The 18,714-nt window shown below is 67.5% G+C and carries 12 protein-coding genes; 9 read left to right on the top strand and 3 right to left on the bottom strand.

From position 1 onward, the window contains the following. The first annotated feature begins 264 nt into the window (after positions 1–264). From ABT170_RS26900 to ABT170_RS26865, 8 genes are all read left to right on the top strand, one after another. Positions 265–2,148, top strand: a complete 1,884-nt coding sequence (locus ABT170_RS26900; RefSeq protein WP_351871524.1) for a SidA/IucD/PvdA family monooxygenase — start codon at positions 265–267, stop codon at positions 2,146–2,148. A 43-nt stretch (positions 2,149–2,191) separates the two neighbouring features. After that, positions 2,192–2,371, top strand: coding sequence for an MbtH family protein (locus tag ABT170_RS26895; RefSeq protein ID WP_329944478.1), 180 nt, complete (start codon positions 2,192–2,194; stop codon positions 2,369–2,371). Positions 2,372–2,397: 26 nt separating this feature from the next. Further along, positions 2,398–4,182 (top strand): non-ribosomal peptide synthetase, encoded by a 1,785-nt coding sequence (locus ABT170_RS26890; protein WP_351871520.1) that lies wholly within the window; start codon positions 2,398–2,400, stop codon positions 4,180–4,182. Beyond that, on the top strand, positions 4,179–7,370 hold the full coding sequence (locus ABT170_RS26885) for a non-ribosomal peptide synthetase (protein ID WP_351871517.1): 3,192 nt from the start codon (positions 4,179–4,181) through the stop codon (positions 7,368–7,370). Before ABT170_RS26890 ends, ABT170_RS26885 begins: the two co-directional genes overlap by 4 nt. Beyond that, entirely contained in the window at positions 7,367–11,356 is a 3,990-nt protein-coding gene (locus ABT170_RS26880; protein WP_351871514.1) for a non-ribosomal peptide synthetase, read from the top strand. The genes ABT170_RS26885 and ABT170_RS26880 overlap by 4 nt, the downstream gene beginning before the upstream one ends. An 80-nt stretch (positions 11,357–11,436) precedes the next feature. Continuing rightward, positions 11,437–12,735: an MFS transporter gene (locus ABT170_RS26875; RefSeq protein ID WP_329944497.1), complete on the top strand. Its 1,299-nt coding sequence runs from the start codon at positions 11,437–11,439 to the stop codon at positions 12,733–12,735. Continuing rightward, a complete protein-coding gene (gene ddaH, locus ABT170_RS26870) occupies positions 12,736–13,542 on the top strand; it encodes a dimethylargininase (RefSeq protein ID WP_329944482.1) in 807 nt (268 codons plus the stop codon). Between the two features lie 27 nt (positions 13,543–13,569). Beyond that, positions 13,570–14,172, top strand: a complete 603-nt coding sequence (locus ABT170_RS26865) for a 2OG-Fe(II) oxygenase family protein (RefSeq protein WP_329944483.1) — start codon at positions 13,570–13,572, stop codon at positions 14,170–14,172. Between the two features lie 385 nt (positions 14,173–14,557). Here ABT170_RS26865 and ABT170_RS26860 read toward each other — a convergent pair whose 3' ends face one another. The 3 genes from ABT170_RS26860 to ABT170_RS26850 form a co-directional block, all read right to left on the bottom strand. After that, on the bottom strand, positions 14,558–15,484 hold the full coding sequence (locus tag ABT170_RS26860; RefSeq protein ID WP_351871511.1) for a beta propeller repeat protein: 927 nt from the start codon (positions 15,482–15,484) through the stop codon (positions 14,558–14,560). Positions 15,485–15,611: 127 nt separating this feature from the next. After that, on the bottom strand, positions 15,612–17,342 hold the full coding sequence (locus ABT170_RS26855) for a leucine-rich repeat domain-containing protein (RefSeq protein ID WP_351871508.1): 1,731 nt from the start codon (positions 17,340–17,342) through the stop codon (positions 15,612–15,614). Positions 17,343–17,448: 106 nt separating this feature from the next. Next, positions 17,449–17,646 (bottom strand): hypothetical protein, encoded by a 198-nt coding sequence (locus ABT170_RS26850; RefSeq protein WP_329944485.1) that lies wholly within the window; start codon positions 17,644–17,646, stop codon positions 17,449–17,451. A 250-nt stretch (positions 17,647–17,896) separates the two neighbouring features. On the opposite strand from ABT170_RS26850, the gene ABT170_RS26845 reads away from it, so the two are divergent. Further along, entirely contained in the window at positions 17,897–18,592 is a 696-nt protein-coding gene (locus ABT170_RS26845) for a hypothetical protein (protein WP_329944486.1), read from the top strand. The last annotated feature ends 122 nt before the right edge of the window (positions 18,593–18,714 follow it).

The raw sequence follows: 18,714 nt of genomic DNA, 5'->3' as shown, positions 1-18,714 counted from the left end.
CAGTATTTTCCGAGTTGATGGGTCTCAGGTCTTCGCAGGCCTTCATGCGGTACTCGATCGCTGGTGGCGAAGGGTGGATGGACCCTCATTCATGGGTGCCGGCGCCGGCCGGATTCAAAAGATTGCGCAACTGCGCACGCATCTGGCATGAATAGCTGAACCACCATGACGCGTTGTGCCCTCGGGCTGCCTTCTGTTCGCCACGCCAACTTTCACTGAGCTGTACAGACCACGATACTTTCCGAATTCTTGAGGAGAAGGTCCATGCTCGATCTGCTGGGGATCGGATTCGGCCCGTCCAATGTGGCGCTGGCTGCTGCCATGACAGAGACGGAGAACCCGCCGAGAGCACTCTTCCTGGAGGCCAGAGAGAGACTTGCCTGGCATCCGGGAATGCTGCTGGACGGCGCCCGGATGCAGATTTCTTTCCTGAAGGACTTAGTGACGCTGCGCAATCCGGAGAGCCCTTACTCCTTCCTTGCTTATCTCAAGGCCAAGGATCGCCTGGAGGAGTTCGCGAATCTCCGGGAATTCTATCCCTCTCGTATTGAATTCCAGGACTACCTTCGGTGGGTGGCGGGGCACTTCGAGCACCAGACTGTCTTCGGGGCGCGTGTGGCCTCGGTCAGTCCGGACTTCGGCATCGACGGCATGGCGCGGAGCTTCACGGTCAGTGCGGAACTCGCGCATTCGGGGGAGTACGTCACCTATCAGACGCGCAACGTCGTGTACGCCCCGGGGGGAACGCCGAACCGGATCGAAGGTGTGGTTCCGCGCGACGAGCGTGTCATTCATACCGCGGAATTTCTTGAGCGTTTCCCGGAGAGCTTCCCCGATCGCTCGGCGGATCTGTCGTTCGCCGTGGTCGGCGGCGGTCAGTCCGCCGCGGAGATCATTGAGTACATCCTCGCGAAGTACCCCTTGAGCCGCATCCACGCGATTCTTCCCGGGTACTCCTTCCGGCCTGCGGACGACAGCCCGTACAGCAACGAGGTCTTCTTCTCCGCCGAGGTCGACGACCACTTCACCGCCCATGACCGCGCGGCTCGGCTGGCGGGGGCGCGCAGCACCAACTACGGCGTCGTGGACCTCGACCTCATCGAAGACCTGTATCGCATGGGCTACGAGGATCGGGTCCGGGGGAATGTGCCGCGGCTCACTCTCTGCCGTTCCAGCAGGCTGCTGTCGGCGGACGCCGGCTCGACGGGAATCGATGTGACCGTCGGTGGCCCGGAGGGCAGCCGGAGCCTGAACCTGGACGGCCTCGTGCTGGCCACCGGCTATCACCGCGAGCTCGATCCCGAGATGTTCCGGGATGTCATCCCGCATCTGCGGCGGAACGGATCAGGTGATTTCCTGGTCAGTCGTGCCTACCGGGCGGACAGTGCACCGGAACTGACGGCAGGCATCTATTTCCAGGGACTCGCGGAGTCGTCGCACGGTATTGGCGACACCTTGCTCTCGCTCCTGCCCTTCCGGTCCGCCGAGATCGCTGAAGAAGTGCGGAAGAGTTCGGAAGTACCCCCGGCGGACGAGATGGAGTACCCGCCGGCCCGGCATGTCGAGACGGATAATGTAGCCCTTCTGGAAACCGTGGAGCGTTTCCCGCTCGCGACGTTGATCTCCTCGGACGAGGACAGCGAGGTGTTCGCGACGCATCTTCCGCTGATCCTGGACAGGGAACGGGGGGAGCAGGGGGTTCTGTTCGGTCATCTCGACGTCGGGAATCCGCAGGTCCCGAATCTCAACGGCCGTCGAGTGCTTGCCGTGTTCCACGGTCCGAATTCCTATATATCGCCCAGGACCTACACGACGGACCAACTGCCGACCTGGAACTATGTAGCTGTCCATGTGCGGGGTCACGTGCGTGTTCTGGAGAACCAGGACCAGGTTGTTTCGGGTCTCGCCGGCATCAGTGAGACGGCCGATCGGTCGGAGGACGCGTACCGCTTGGACAAGAACGACTCGCGTATCGAGAAGCTCATCGGTGGAATCGTGGGGTTCGAGCTGGACATCGAATCGCTGACCGGCCGGTTCAAGCTCTCTCAGGACCGGAGCGACGAGGACCGGAAGCGTGCCATGGCGGTTCTCCGTGAGAGTGCGGGTGACGAGCACCATGACTTCGTGGCCCGCATACACCAGCAGTGAAGCGCTCCTCAGTGGCAACTGACCGGAACTTGGACGAGGGATGATGGAAAACCCCAGCGCATATGTGGTTGTCCGCAATGGTGAAGAGCAGTACTCGATCTGGCGCGCCGGTCGACGAGTTCCGGACGGCTGGACGGTGGTGGGCGAGCCCGCGGAGAGGGCCCAATGTCTGGACCGTATCGAGGAGCTGTGGACGGACATGCGTCCGAAGAGCGCGCGGTGAGGGCCGGTGCCGTGGGGGAATTCTCGATGAATGATGTCGGACCGGGCTGTGTGCACGAGCTGTTCGACCATCGGGCGACGCGGTCTCCCGAAGCCGTGGCTGTGCGGTCGGAGGGGATGGACCACTCGTACTCCTCGCTACGGAGGGCCTCCGACAGCATTGCCGCGGTACTCGCCGGCAAGGGGGTGCTGCCGGGCGACGTCGTGGCGGTCGCCTGCCCGAGGTCGTTCGACCTGATCGCCGGCATGCTGGGCATCCTCAAGGCGGGTGCGGCGTACCTACCGATCGAGCGGGAACTGCCCGACGCCCGGGTGCGGGGCATGCTGCGTACGTCCGGTGCCCGGTTGGTGCTCACCGGCGGTGCGGGAGCCGAGCGCGACTGGGCGGACCTCGGAGTGGAGCAGGTGTCCGCAGGTGAGCGCACGGCTCGGCGGCAGGCGCCAAGAGGCGCGGTCTCTCCCGCCGTTGCCGCCTATGTGCTCTTCACCTCCGGATCGACCGGGAAACCCAAGGGGGTTGTCTACCCCCACGCAGGCGCGGTGAACCGGCTCCGCTGGCTCCAGGGGACATACGGCCTCCGCTCGGGCGACCGGGTGCTCCAGAAGACACCGTACGGATTCGACGTATCGTTCTGGGAGTTCTTCTGGCCGCTGTCCGTGGGTGCCACCCTGGTCTTCGCCTCCGCGGGAGACCACAGGGATCCGGCGCGAGTGGCCGCACTGATCAGGGACGAGCGGATCACTGTCGCCCATTTCGTTCCGTCGGTCCTCCGTATCTTCCTCGACCAGAAGGACGTGGCGGAGTTCACCTCCTCGCTCCGTCATCTGTTCGCCAGTGGGGAGGCGCTCTCCCCCGAACTGGCGGAGGCTGTGCACCGGAAGCTGGGTATCCGGGTGGACAACCAGTACGGGCCCACGGAGTCGGGCGAGTGCACCTGGTGGACCTACCGGGAGAACCACGGCCATGCCTCGACGCCCATCGGGAAGGCCATTCCGGGGTTCCGTACCTACGTCCTCGACGAGCACCTCACACGGGTTCCCGACGGTGAGGCCGGTGAGCTCTTCCTGGGGGGCGACGGGAACCTCGCGCACGGCTACTTGGGGGAGCCCGTCCTCACGGCGGAGAGGTTCCTGCCGGACCCGTTCGGCTCACCCGGTGAGCGCATGTACCGGACCGGTGACCGGGTCAGGAATGACTCCGAGGCCGGACTGCTGTATCTGGGCAGGACCGACAGCCAGCTGAAGCTGCACGGCAACCGCATCGAGACCGGGGAGGTGGAAGCCGCTCTCCGGAAGCTGCCGGGCGTCCGGGAGGCCGCCGTCAAGGTCGTCTCCGACGAGACCGGTGGACAACTGGTCGCCTATGTGCTGACGGACCTTGCCTTCAGCCCCGGTGACGCACGGCGTCTTCTCTCCGAGACCCTCGTGGCGGCCGCCGTGCCGTCGCACTACGTGGTACTGGACGAGTTCCCCGTGAACCGCAACGGCAAGCTGGACCGTGACGCCCTGCCCGTACCCGCGCTCGATGCGGAGGCCGGGAGCGGGTCCATGGACGGTGCCTCGGAACTGCACGTCGCCGTCGCCGAAGTGTGGGCGGGAGTGACGGGCCGGTCACCGGTGTCGATCGATCAGGAATTCCTGGACTCGGGCGGCAACTCCCTGAAAGCGGTTCAACTCGTCGGTCGGCTACGCCGGCTGACAGGGCTCGACCTCACCGTGGAGGAGTTCTTCACGGCCGGCACCGTACGTTCCATCGCCACAGTCCTCGAGCAACGGTTCGAGAACCTCGATTCCCCCGGGATACCGTTATGAGTGAACCCCTGTCCCTGCTCGACCGGCTCCGGCAGGCACCGTCCGCGGCCGGGTTCCCCAGGAGAAGGACGGCCGACCGTGCCCCGGCATCGGCGGCGCAGCGCCGGCTCTGGTTCCTCGCGGAAGCTGACGAGAGCACCGTTGCCTACCACGTGCCCGTGGCCTTCCACATCGACGGCCCGCTGGATGCCGGGGCTCTGGAGCGCGGTGTCTCCCGGGTCGTCGAACGCCACGAGGCGCTCCGCACCGCGCTGGTCGTGGACGCCGACGGCCTTCGCCAGGAGATATCCGAACCGTCACCCATCGTGGTCGAGCGCGGGACCGCGGAGTCCGTCGACGATTTCCTCGATGCCGCGCACCAGGACGCCTGCAGGCCCTTCGACCTCTCCCGTGCGCCGCTGCTGCGGGTCCACCTCTACGCGCTGGCGGACGGCGGTCATGGACTCCTGTTCGTCTTCCACCACGCCGTGATCGACGCGTGGTCGCTCGACATCTTCTTCGGCGATCTCAACGCCGCCTGCGCCGATGTGGCCCTGCCCGCCGTGGCCCACCAGTACGCGGACTACGTCCAGTGGCAGGAGGACTGGCTGTCCGGCGACGAGGCGCGGCGATCCCGTCACCACTGGACGGGGGCGCTCGCACAGGGGTACCCGCCCCTCTCCATCCACCCGCGTCGCCACCACGGCTCCGACGGTCCGCGTGCGGGTGCGGTACACCGGTTCGGTGTTCCCGCCGCACCGGTCGAGGAGGTCTCCTCCCTGGCTTCGGCGACGCCGTTCTCCGTCCTGCTGGCGGCCTTCCAGACGCTGCTGCACCGCTACTCGCTCAATGACATGGTGAGCACGGGGGTGCCGGTGGCCTGCCGGACGACCCCGGAGAGCGAGTCGATACTCGGCTACTTCGCCAACACCGTGGTCGTTCCCACCGAGTTCGACAAGGGAACCTCGCTCACGGATGTGGTCCGGAGCGTCGTGCAGCGCATGCGTGAGGCACTGAGCCATCAGGAACTGCCGTTCGACGAGGTTGTGGGTGTCGTCGCACCCCATCGGAGCGCGGATGTGAACCCCCTGTACGACTCCGTCTTCGTCATGCAGAACACGGAGTCGGCAACCGCTCTCTCCCTGCCCGGCTGCACGACGCGGCCGGTGCAGGTCCACAACGGAACGGCAAAGTTCGACCTCACGCTGTCCCTCGTCAGGGAGTCGGACACGTTCAGCTGCGAGCTCGAATACGCGACGGACACCTTCGACGCCGACTGGGCCGAGGAATTCGGCCTGGCATTCGGCGAATTGCTGCGCAGGGCGCCAGTCTCCGGCGCCCTTCCCGTCGGGGAAGCCCCGCTGCTCTCGGAGGAGACGAGGGCCGGAATCCTCCGGGACACCGCGCAGGGCGTGGAGCCCTACCGGATCGATGCGACCATGCACGGCCTCGTCGCGGAACAGGCCGCCCGAACCCCTGACGCGACCGCGATCGTCGCGGGCACAGCGCACACCACCTACGCCGAACTGGACCGGCGATCCGGCGCACTGGCTGCCGTCATGGCCGCACGGGGCATCGGCCGGGAGTCCGTCGTCGGTGTGTGCATGCAGCGCTCGGTCGAGCAGATCGTCTCGCTGCTGGCGATACTGAAGGCCGGTGGGGCGTTCGTGCCGCTCGACCCGCGGCTGCCGAGGGCACGCCTGGCCGGCATAGCCGACGACGCTTCGCTCGCCCTCGTCGTGAGCGACGAGCAGTGCCTCGACCTGGTCGACGGCCTGGCACCCCTGCTCGTCCCGGGATCAGAACCGGTTCCGGACGCCGTCCCGGCTGTCCGCACCACTGATCCGTCCGGCCTGGCCTACGTCTACTACACCTCGGGTTCCACCGGTAGGCCCAAGGGCGTGGCCATCGATCACGCGTGTGCGGGAATCCGGCTGGAATGGCTGCGGCGCCGCTACGCGCTGGGCGGCGGGAAGGCGGTGCTCCACAAGACGCCGCTCATCTTCGACGTCGCGATCTGGGAGATCTTCCTCCCCCTCATGACCGGTGCGACCGTCGTCATGGCGGATGCCGAAGCCGAGTCCGACATCCAGCACATCGCGGACCTCCTCCAGCAGCACCCCGTCGTGCTGGCACACTTCGTGCCGTCGATGCTGGAGGTCTATCTCGAAGGAGTCGCCCCGCAGGAATACGCCCACCTCCAGTGGGTCGCGCTCAGCGGAGAGGCGGCTTCGGCCGCCCTGATCAAGCGGGCTGTGGAGCACTTCGGCGTGCCCGTGCACAACCAGTACGGCCAGACCGAGACCTCCGAGGTCGCCGTATGGGAAGGCGACGGTGACTCCTTCCCCGAACTGTCGGTCATCGGCACGCAGGTGGGTGCCTACCGGCTCTATGTGATGGACGAGTCGCAGGAGCTGGTTCCCCACGATGTGCCGGGCGAGCTCTGCGTGGCCGGCCTGGACGGCCTGGCCCGCGGCTACGTGGGCAGGCCGGGTCTCACCGCACAGGGCTTCGTTCCCCACCCGTACCCGGCACGGCCGGGCGAACGCCTCTACCGCACCGGGGACCTGGTCCGGCGCCGCGCCACCGGTGAGATCGTCTATCTGGGCCGTGGCGACCACCTGGTGAAGATCCGGGGCTGCCGGGTGGAGACCGGTGAGGTCGAGAGCGTTCTCCTGGACCACCCTGCCCTCACCTCCTGCGTGGTGATCGCGCGTCCCGGACCGGGCGGTGACCTCTGCCTGGTGGCCTACACCGTCGGGCGGGAGGCTGGGCGCGCGGAGCTCGCCGGCCACGCCGCGGCCAGCCTGCCCTGGTACATGGTTCCCAGCGCGTTCGTCCACCTCGGCGAAATGCCGCGCACGGCGAGCGGAAAGATCGATCGGAACCGGCTGCCCGAACCGCGGCCCTCCGATTTCGAGGAGGAGAGGCCCTGGGAGGAACCGCAGACGCCTCTGGAGACTCATCTCGCCGCTGTGTGGTCGCAGGTGCTGGGAATGGGGAGAATCGGCCGTCGCGACAGCTTCTACGCCCTGGGCGGCAACTCGCTCCAGACCACGCGCGTACTGGCGGCGCTCAAGGCCTCGTTCGAGATCCGGCTGTCGGTCCGGGACTTCATGCACGCCCCCACGGTGGAGGGACAGGCACGGATGGTGATGGCCGCCCTGGACAAGAAGGCTGCCGCACTGCTGGAGGAGAACGGCGCATGAGCGAGCACCTCACCGGATCCGCCTCCCGCCACGAGCAGTTGGTGGCCGAGTTGCTCGCGCGGGGGCTGGGCCGGACGGCACCCGGAGCCGGAGCCGGAACGCACACCGTGGGGCCTCTGTCGGCCGCCCAGCGCCGGCTGTGGTTCCTCGAACAGCTGAAGCCGGGGACGGCCATCCACAACATCGCCCTGATGGCGGAGTTGCACGGGACACCGTCCCCCGACGTCCTTGGGAACGCCCTGCGGATCGTGCAGGACCGGCACAGTGTGCTGCGCTGCCGCTTCACCGAGCAGGACGGTGAACCCCGGCAGGAGGTCGTGCCGGGCGAGGGCGTTCCCCTCGTCTGGCACGACCTGCGGGCGCCGTCCGCGGACGCGGACCCCGACGGGACGGCACGCCGGATCGCCGCGGACTACGCCGAGCGTCCGTTTCGGCTGGACGAGGCGCCGCTCTTCCGGTGCGCGGTCGTCCTTCTTCCCGATGACCGCTGGCACCTCGTGCTGTGCTTCCACCACATCGTCGTGGACGGCTGGTCCGTCGGCGTCCTTCTCGAAGAGCTGGGCACCCTGCTGGGCGGCGGTAGCCCCGGCCCGGTTCCGTCCTTCCGGTTCCTCGACTGGGTGGCCGACAACCCCGGGCAGTCGCTCGATCCCAAGGACGAGGCGTACTGGACCGAGAAGCTGTCCGGCGCCCCGGCCGCGGTGACTCCGTTCAACGATGCCCCGGGCCGGCCGTCGGATCACGCCACCGGCAGGCTGATGAGCTTCGTCGTCCCGGCCTCCACGGTCTCCGCCCTGGAGCGGCTCGCCACGTCGGCCGGAACGACCGCCTTCGTGGTCCTCCTGTCCGCGTTCAAGGTGCTGCTGCAACGGGTGGGCGGCATGGACGATGTCGTGGTCGGCACACCGTTCGCGGGACGCCCCGACCCGCGCCTCGACAAGGTCGTCGGCTTCTTCGTCAATACACTCCCGCTGCGCACCGAGCTGGCCGGCGCCCGGACGTTCCGGGACGTCCTGGAACGGGTGCACGTCACGGTCATGGAAGCGCAGGACCACCAGGACACGCCGTTCGACCGCATCGTCGAACTCCTCGGCCTCAGCGGGACCACCTCGCAGAGCGCGTTGTTCCGCACCATGCTGGCCTGGCAGAACACTCCGGGCGGACAGCTGCGGTGGCAGGGCAGGACGGTGGCTCCCACACATCTGGACACCGGCACGGCCAAATTCGACCTGACGCTCTCACTCGAGCAGACGGGCCGTGTGATCGAGGGGCAGGCCGAGTGGCTCCTCGAATCGGCGGACACGGCGTTCGTGGACGGCTTCGTCCACGCCTACCTGGAGTTGCTCCGCTCGCTCACCGGCCGGCCGGACGCCCAACTGGCGGCGCACGCACTGACCGGTCCCCATGACGAGGAGACGGTCGTCCCGCCCGCCGCCTCGCCCCGGCCGACGGTGCCCCACCGGACCCTCAGCGAGCCCTTCGGAGAGCAGGCGCGGCGGACACCGGACGCCGTGGCGCTCCTCGGTGACGAGGGGACGCTCACCTACGCGCAACTGTCGGAGAGAGTCGAGCGGTTCGCCGCCGGCCTGTACGAGCGCGGTGTACGGCCCGGCGACAGGGTGGGCGTACTCATGCGGCGCTCCTTCGACATGGTTGCCGCCCTGCACGCGGTGTGCGCGATCGGCGCGGCCTACGTCCCCCTGGACCCCTCGGCCCCGCAGGAACGTCTCCACGGCATGCTGTCGACTCTGGAGATCGCCCATGTCGTGGCCCATGGCGCGACCGCTGACAAGGTCCCCGACGGGCCATGGGAGGTCGTGCGCACCGAGCACCTGGCGGATCCGGACGCGGCGGCCGATGTTCTTCCGGACGCCGCCGGCGACGCGCTGTCGTCGCAGAGCACGGCCTATGTGCTGCATACCTCGGGGTCCACGGGACGGCCGAAGGCCGTTGCCTATCCCACCGACGCGTCCTTGGCCTTTCTCGACTGGCTCCAGGGCCTGATACCGGTGGGCCCGGGTGATCGCCTCCTTCTCAAGACGCCCTACGGCTTCGACGTGTCCGTGTGGGAGCTCTTCTGGCCCCTCCACCACGGGGCCACGATCGTGGTGGCGGAGCCCGACGGCCACCTGGACCCGAGCTATCTCGCGCGGTTCGTCCAACGGCATGAAGTGAACGTGGTGAATTTCGTCCCTTCGATGCTGGAGAGCTTCCTCGGGCAGCTCGACGCCGCCGGCTGCCCTTCACTGAGCCATGTGCTGTCCGCCGGTGAGGAGCTCAAGCCGGGGCTGGTGGCCCTGACCCACCGGAAGCTCGAAGCCGAACTGATCAATCTGTACGGGCCCACCGAGGCCGGCGGGGTGAGCTACCACCTCGCCCGGCCCGGGGCCACGGGGACCGTGCCCATCGGCCACCCATTGCCCTACGTACGCCTGTACGTGCTCGACGCCGACCTGCGGCCGGTCCCTGTGGGCATGCCTGGAGAGCTGTACATCGCCGGCGAACTGGGGCTGGCCGACGGCTACGAGGGCCGTCCCGCTGCCACGGCGGAGAAGTTCCTCCCGGACCCCTACAGCAGAGTGCCGGGCGGCCGGATGTACCACACCCAGGACGTCTGCCGGCAACTGCCGGGAGGCGAGCTGGAATACCTCGGCCGCAGCGACCGGCAGGTGAAGCTGAGAGGTATCCGTCTGGAACCCGCGGAGATCGAGCAGGCGATGCTGGCGTCGGCCGGGGTCGCCGCCGCACGCGTGCTGGCGGTGGGGAGCGGACCCGAACAGAAACTGATCGGCTTCTATGTGCCGGTGGAGGATGCCGCACCGGACCCGCGCGCCCTGCGCAGACACCTGGAGCACTGGCTGCCGCGAAGCATCATCCCCTCCGCCCTGGTGGAGGTGGAGGCCATCCCCACCACTCCGAACGGCAAGACGGACCAGGCCGCCCTGACGGCGGTCTGGGAGGAGAGACAGCGGACGGCGGGTTCCGGGCGACGGCCGGGGGACACGGGCAGCAGGCCGAAGCCGGCCGACGGATCGCTGGAGGCTCGTGTATGTGCCGTCTTCGAAAGCGTCCTTGAGATCCCGACTGCCGATCCCGACACCGGCTTCTTCGCCATGGGCGGGCACTCCCTCCAAGTGCTCAAGCTCACGGCCGTGTGCAAGGAGCGCCTGGGCATCAAACCGTCCGTGGCGACGGTCTTCGCCCACCCCACGCCGCGAGAACTCGCGCTATGGATCAGCGAGACGACGACCAGTGAGCAGGACATCGTCGTGCCGCTGACGCCACGAAAGGAAGGGACGCTGGTCATCGGCGTGCACGCGGCCACGGGTTCCGCGCTGCCGTACCTCCCGCTCAGCCGCGCGCTGACGGACAGCTGTTCCTTCATCGGGCTGCAGGCACCCGGTCTGGAGTCGGATGCCAGGACTCCCAGCTCAGTGGAGGAGTTCATCGCCGTCTACCTTCCGGTCGTCGAGCGACTGGCCGCCTCACGGCAACTGGTGCTGATGGGCTGGTCCTTCGGCGGCAACGTCGCCTACGAACTCGCCGCGGCGCTCGACCGCCGTGGACGTGCTCCGCTGGCCACGGTCCTCATCGACTCCTGGTACGGGGACGGCCCCGAGGACACCGCGGGGGATACCCCCGAGGAAGCGGTGGGCACGCTGCGCCGGCACGGGCTGGTGCCGGAGGGACTCCCCAGCGAGACGGAGGCCGGGATGCTGCGGGTGCTGGCCGGGACCCTGAAAGCCTTCAGTGACTACCGCCCGGCACGGTCGGAACTGGTTGTCGACCTGGTCAGGGCCACGGCGGACGAAGCGGAGAACCCCTACCCGCGGCAGGTACGGGAGTCCGCCGACCGCGGAATCGGGGCCTTCGCCAAGGCGGTCCGTGTCCACGACATCGACGCGGATCACTACAGCGTGATGTCCGCAGACCACGTGAGCACGCTGGCTGCGATCTTCGAAGGCGTTCTGTGCGAGCGCACATGAAAGCGGGTGATGAAGACTCGACCGCAGGGGGGCGTCCACGACGATACCTACGGGTCAGGCCCGCTTCCCTGGGTCTGGTGATGGCCCTGCAGCTCACCATGGGCACCGCCTGGTGGATGGCACTGGTTGCCAACCAGGCACGGGCGACCTACGAACTGGGTGCGACGGAGCTGTACCTCGCCCTGGTGGCCACGGTCTGGGGCGCCCCCACCATCCTCCTGGGGCCATGGGTGGGGCGACTGGCCGATCAGTACAGCCCCGCGGTCGTGGGGGCGGTGAGCACTGCCGTCGGCGTCGGTGGGGCGGTCGGCCTTGCCGTCGCGGACTCGGCGTCGTGGCTGCTCGTGGCGGCCCTGACCAGCGGAGTGGCCAGGGCGGTCACCCAGGTCGCCATCGACGCGCTGCCCAGCAGGGTGCTGGGCAGCGACCAGGAAGTGAGATCGAGTATTCTGCTGGGCTTCGCCAGCAGCGTACCCATCGTTGCCGGCCCCAGCCTGGCGGCTGTCATGCTGGCGAACTGGGGCAGCAACAGCGCCCAGTGGGCGAACGCGGCCGTCCATCTGGTCGGATTCGCGGTCTTCTGCGTCCTGCGCGTCGATGTGCCCTCCCGCGGCAGGAACAGGGGCGGGGACGCGGGCGGCCGTCACCGGAGCCTGTTGAGAGACCCGTCGCTGCGTGAGGCACTGGTGCTGACGGGCGTTGTCTGGATATCCCTGGGCTGGATCGGCCCGTTGGAGATTCTCTTCGTCGACGAGGTGCTGTCCGAGCCGGCCGAGACGTACGCGGCTCTCCAAGTAGCCTTCGGAGTCGCGCTCCTGGCGGCGACGTACGTGATGTCGAAGGGACAGGCTCTCGCCGTCCGCCGTTGGTTCTTCGTCATGACCGTGGTGCTCGTCGGCGCAGGGGAAACCCTGTTCGCCTCTTCGCACAGTGTGGGTATGGCATTCGTCGCCATCTCCCTGTGGGGACTGGCCGCGGGTCTGTTCAACCCCGCGAGCAGGATCGCCTTCCTCAAGGCCGCTCCCGTGGAGATGCACGGACGCGCCATGGGGCTCTGGAGGGCAGTGCAGTCCTTCGGCAGCCTGGCCCCTCCGATTCTCGCCGGTGTCGTCGCACACGCCTGCGGACTGCGGACGGCCATGCTCGGCATGGGTGTCTGCACTCTGCTGGCCACAGCGGTGGTGCTCGGGATCTCCGCCCGGCGTGGGACACCCGGAGCGCGGCAGGCACCACGGGCGGCGGCCGACGCGCGAGCGGATGAGGAATCGGGTGGACCGACGAGCTTCAGAACCGCTGACCAACAGATTCACAGCGAGCCGTACCGGAGGCGTTCGATGCTGTCACATTTCGTCACCACGAATTCTAGAACGGAGCGGTGAATGTTCCGTATGGCCAAGCCACACCGACTGCTGATGTGCCGTCCCCAGCACTTCGACGTCGTCTACTCGATCAACCCATGGATGGCGCCGGAGAAACCGGTCGACAACGGCCTGGCGGTGCGTCAGTGGGAGGAGCTCCGCCGGCTCTACACGCAACTGGGGCACGCCGTTGAGGTAGTGGAGCCTGTCCCCGGCCTGCCGGACATGGTCTTCGCTGCGAACGGTGCCACGGTCGTCGACGGAAAAGTCCTGGGTGCCCGGTTCCGGCATGTCGAGCGCACGGCCGAAGGGCCCGCCTATCTGAACTGGTTCGTACAGAACGGCTATGAGGACGTCCTGTGGCCGGAGTTCATCAATGAGGGAGAAGGCGACTACCTGACCGTCGGGCGCAGGATTCTGGCCGGCACGGGCTTCCGTACGGACTCCAGGTCACACGCCGAAGCCCAGGAGTTCTTCGGGCTTCCGGTCACTGGACTGACCCTGGTCAACCCGAGGCACTACCACTTGGACACCGCTCTGGCCGTGCTCTCCGACACTGAAGTCATGTACTATCCGGCGGCGTTCACGACCGGCAGCCAGGCAGTTCTGAAGGAAATGTTCCCGGACGCCGTCATCGCGTCGGACGACGACGCCGCGGTGTTCGGACTCAACGCCTTTTCGGACGGTCGGAACGTTCTTCTGCCCAAGGATGCCACCGGCCTGATCATGCAGCTGGAGAAACGGGGTTTCAGCCCCGTCGGAGTGGACGTATCGGAACTCCTCAAGGCCGGCGGCAGCGTGAAGTGCTGCACGCTGGTGCTTCGCTGACCCACAAGCCAACAAGGAGGCTCAACCATGAATACCAACCGCGAACTGCTCAAACAGGATTCCGTTCTGATGATCGACGGACCCGATGGCGGGCCCTACTCCGCACAGGAGATCGACAGGCTGGTCAGGCTCTGCGAGGAGCTGCCGCGTGATGTGGGTATCGGCGACAACAACAGTGTCGAGGTCGGACGCATAGTCGTCGACTCCTTCGACATCGCGGTTTCCGAGTCCAGATCCGCACCTCATGAGGTGGCGGCGCCGCACATCGCCGAGAAGATCCTTCAGATCCTTGCCAAGAGTGAGGCCATGGCCTACTGGGGCGAGCTGTGCGGCCACGAGGTGTCCGTGCGACGGGCGCAGGCCAACTACATGCGGCACGGCCAATACATAGGACGTCACACGGACTCGGAATCGAACCCGGAGTACTGCGCCAACGTCGTGATCGGCCTCAGTGATGACTACACCGGTGGTGAGTTCGTGGCTCACATGGATGACGCGCAAGCACGCCGGTTCATCCTGCGCCGCGGCTCGATCCTCGTCGGCACCAATGACCTGCTGCACGAAGTGAGCGAAGTGAGTTCCGGCGTACGCGGTTCGCTGGTCATGTTCCTGGTGCCCGAAGGCCGGTGACTCCTTCTCGTCCGGGCGGTGCCGCCCACGCAGGCCAGGTGCCCGCAGGGCGGAGGCCGGCGCCGGGCTGGTGATCGTGAAGTTCTGGCCGCGGCCGTCTTCGTGGCCGCCTCGGGCCGAACACCGGCGGCGGTCTCCGCCGGCGTTCGGCCCGGCTCGGCAGACGGTCCACCGGCGGATCGCGCGGTGGAGCCTGGCCCCTGTGTGGGCTCGGCCCCACCGCGTGGTCCTTCACGAACCTGTTCGCCATCCCGGTCCACGTCCTCCATGCGTAGTCGCGCAGGACCGCGAGGAAGCCGGTTTCCTGGCCGTGCAGGTCAGCGACGATGGGAAGGGTGTTCGCCGCCCGTCGATCCATGATGCACGGGCAGGCCGGGAAGCCGGGTCAGTCGATGCGCAGACGCCGCTTCCATTTCGAACCGTCGAACTCCATCACGTCCCTGGGCCCGATGGACCACATGATCCCGTCGGCCGCGCTCAGGTGATAACAGGTCTCCGGAACGTCGTCCCCGAAATCGACGGGCTTGAGCTTGCCGTCTTCGAGCCGGTAGACAAAATGGGTGGAAGACACGTACAGCTGTCCATCGAAGACCTCCATGCCCCAGAGGTCTTCTCGAGTGCTTTCATGCTCGATCACTTCCCATTGCTCACCGCGTCCCCGAAGCAAGGTGCCGAGCCGGCCACAGGCATAGGCGAAACCGTCCGATGCGCAGCGAACCTTGGAGAGTGCCAGGTTGGTCGGGCTGTTCAGCTGGGTGAAGAGGGTACCTTCGTACTTCCAGATTTCGCCTTCCCAGCCGACCGTGTATATCTCCTGTTCGCTGAACCCATCGATGGATTCGAAGCTCGTGTCGGTGATCGGAGTGTCACCGGCTTGGGCGCTCTGGTCAATACACCTCCACTGATCCTCGCCATCGCGGACATAGGCCTGCCGGCAGGTTCCCACGGCATAGGCTCTGCCTTTCGCGATACCGCGTACTTCACGAAGAGGGCCGCGCTTTCTCGGATCCACCCCGCAGCTCGCGATGGGTGCCTCTTCCTTCACGGCGCCACCACCACTGGCTCGTACCGATCCATCGGTGCCCAGCACCAGATAACGTTCGGTCGGTACGTGGCAGACCGTTCCGGAACAGGCAAGCCAATCCACTGTGCCGGCGCCCCAGTTTCCACGGTCCAGGGAGAAGAGCAGGGAATCTGTATAGCCGTCGTTGACAGCGGCATCGTTCGTGGCAATCAAATAGCTGAGATCTGAGTAGCGAACGACTCCAGTGCCGATGCTGAGTCCGCTGAACCGTGGATCTTGGGTGTCCATGTTGGTCTCCTGCTGTGAGTGAATCAACGGCCCCCCTCAGGGCTTCCTCGAAGGCGGTGACGGCCGCCGCGTGGTCCTGTGCGGCCTGCTTCTCGGCGCCGGTCCTGACCAGGGCGTGCACGGACTGTCAGTTCGGGTCGTGGACGGCCTCCTTGGTGCCGGTGTCCCGCAGGTCGAGCCGGGTCCGCGGAAACACGGCACGCAGACGGTCCAGCGTGGGCCGGTCGAGCTCGGTGTACCGCAGGCCCGCGAACTTGAGCCGGCGCAGTTTGAAGAACGACTCCGGAAGGGTGGTGAGCGCGTTGAACGACAGGTCGATGTGCCGCAGGTTCGACAGGTGGGCGAACGCGTCGTCGGGCAGCGCGCGGAAGGCGGTGCGCGCCTTTTGGCCGTCGAACCATTTCTCGTCCCAGCGGTCGATCTCCAGGTGTTCGAGGGTGGCGATGTCCCAGATTCCGGTGAGCAGGTCGCGGCTGGGCGGGGGCTGGTGGGGGCCCGGGGTTCTGCCGCTCAGGCGCAGGACGCGCAGCCGGGGCAGCCGGGCCAGCTCGGGCAGCCGCGTCAGCCGGGCGGACAGGGAGCCGTTCAGGTTGAGTTCTTCCAGTTCGGTCAGGTTCAGCAGCTCGTCGGGGACGGAGGCCAGCCAGACGTACGACAGGTCGAGCGTCCTCAGTCCGGTCAGGCGGGTGACGACCGAGGGGAAGCCGACCAGGGTGTCGCAGTTGTAGCGGCCCTGGTGCCGGCGGGACAGGTCCAGTTCGCGCAGCGTGTGCAGCCGGGCGAGCGTGTCGGGGAGCGGGCAGCTCAGCCGTGCGGCGCGCAGCACCTCCAGGCGGTCCAGGTCGCCGAGTGAGTCCGGCAGGGCTGCGAAGTCGTTGTCGGAGATGTCCAGCAGCCGCAGGTTCCGCAGCCGGCCGATGGACTCGGGCAGCCCGGTCAGCTGTGTCCCGGCCAGGTGGAGCTCTTCGAGGGCGGCCAGTTCGCCGATGCGCGGGTCGACTGTCCTGAGCTCGGCGTTGCCCTCCAGGGAGAGGACCCGGAGGTTGGGGAAGGAGAGGAGCTGCTCGGGGAAGTGCCTCAGCTTGCGTCCGGACAGGTCGAGTCCGGTCACCTCCTCCGCCCGCACCAGCAGCGCGTCCAGCTCCTCCATGGCGGCCAGATGGATCGGCCGGACCCCGGCGCGCAGCACCTGCCGTCCCTCGCTCAGGGCCTCCTTGATCTTCCGCGCGTCGGCCGTGCCGTGGTCGTCGAGGAGTTCGGGCAGCAGGACGGTGTCCAGTTCCTCGTCGGTGAAGTCCACCGGGCGGTTGGTGCGGCAGGGGTCGGCGACGAGCAGTGCCTGCGGTTGCTCGGCGAAGGTCACGCCGAAGTACGACATGCTGATGATGGTCCGGGCGTGGGTCCGCCCGCCCACCAAGAGCACACCGCCGTCTTCCCCGTACGAGCCGCAGATCCCGCCCGCCACCTCCAGGTCACCACGCACCACCACGTCGGGGCAGCCGGACAGGAACACATTGCGGGCCCTCAGACCACCCGTCACCATGAGGAAGTTGCCGCCGCTGTCGTCCCGCCAGGCCAGGTCACCGTCGACGGTCAGATCACCGTCCACGACGGTGTTGTACGGCACCCAGTCGCTGTCGCCCTCCGGCTCCAGATGGCCCACGACACGCAGTCCGCCCTCGTACAAGCGGATCTCCTGCTCGTCGGCGAAGTCCATGTACGGGTAGTCGACATCGGCGGAGACCCGGAACCGCTCCTCCGCCTCCCGGGCGCTGATGAGGCGGTACCCCACGGGTGAGTGCACCGTTGCGAGGGCGGGGGATACCGACGGGCCGCTCTGGGATTCGTCATCGGCCATCTGTGGTCGCTCCGTGGGGTGAAGTGCCCGGCAGGGCTGATTCGGTGGGGGAAGCGCGAGGCGTGGTCGGCCGGGGCGGGCCGCCGGGCCCGACGCGTACATGCCCTCAGCGGGCCTCGGCCCGCGCGTCCGCGCGGAAGACCGGCACCGGGCCCCGACGGAGTCCGGCCGAGGACGTCGACCGCGGCGTTGTCGGCGCCGCGCTCCAGCACCGCCCGGTGCAACTGGAACGGACCAGGGCGGCCTGCTCCAGGGCGTCGCCGACATGAGCAAGGCTGACAGCAGCAAAAAGGGATTCGCTCATGACTTCGCTCATGGTGAGGACTCCTGGACGGCGCGGTGACAACGGACCCCGGCAGGCCGGACCTGACGGAGCGTAGAACATGTGACCAGGCCGTTCGGTCATGAGCAGGGAGGTTCCCACGGTTTCCGTGGCCGATTGCGTAGTTCCACTGACACCGGCGCCGGTCGAGACGCACAGGGGAGGGAGGGTGCCATGCTCGGACGGGCCCGGCACCGCAGGCCCCGCCCGCATCACGAAGGAGAAGCAAGCTGTGCAGCTCGACGAAGAAGGCCGGGCCAGCTCGATCCCGGAGATCCTCGAACAGTTTCCCGGCCGCGAGTGGTCCTGGGCGCTGGAGGCGTTCGAGTACTGGGGCGAACTGCCGACGGTGAGGCTCTACCCCTCCGGATGCACGACGACGCAGCCGGTCGAAGCCGGCGACGTCCCGTTCTTCGTGGTGGTCGACGGCGACCTCACGTCCACCGCCCCCGTGGATCTCGTGACGTGCGACTACACCCCGGGGCTCGTGATCGTGACCGGGAGCCTGCACGCCCCCTTGCTGTACTTCGCCAACAACATCCGTGTGTTCGTCGGTGGCGATGTGCGCGTCAGCGGTGCCTGTCTCGGGCAACACGGAGACCGCAACGCCATGCTCGCCGTCGCGGGCGAGCTCCACGCACGCGCCCTGATCCTGGGCTCATACGCCGAGGTCTGCGCGGACGGAGGCATCCGTGCACTCGTCTACGCCCACGGGTGGGAACAACTCAGCCCCGACATCGTCAACGACGGCTTGGGAGACGACTCCCCCTTCTTCCGCCCGGAGTTGCTCGACCACCACGAGAACCACCCCCGCAGACTGTCCGTTACCGCCGCGGTCAAGGCCGCCTTCGCCGGAGAGGAACTGTTCCTGCCCGGGGTGGAGGAGCGCTTTCCCGAACGCCTGGTGCTGCGCCGCGACTCCGCATGACGGGCTTCCGGCGACGGCGCCGGACTTCCGTACCAGGTGGGACAGTTCCACGGATGCCCACGTCGGACGGCATATGCCAAGCTCCCTCCGAGCCGCCGGGCCCACCCCAGCCCCCGGCGCCG

This window comes from Streptomyces sp. NPDC001787, assembly GCF_040297465.1.
Lineage (GTDB): Bacteria > Actinomycetota > Actinomycetes > Streptomycetales > Streptomycetaceae > Streptomyces.
Note: the sequence above shows the minus strand (reverse complement) of the source record. Positions and strands in the feature narration are given on the sequence as shown.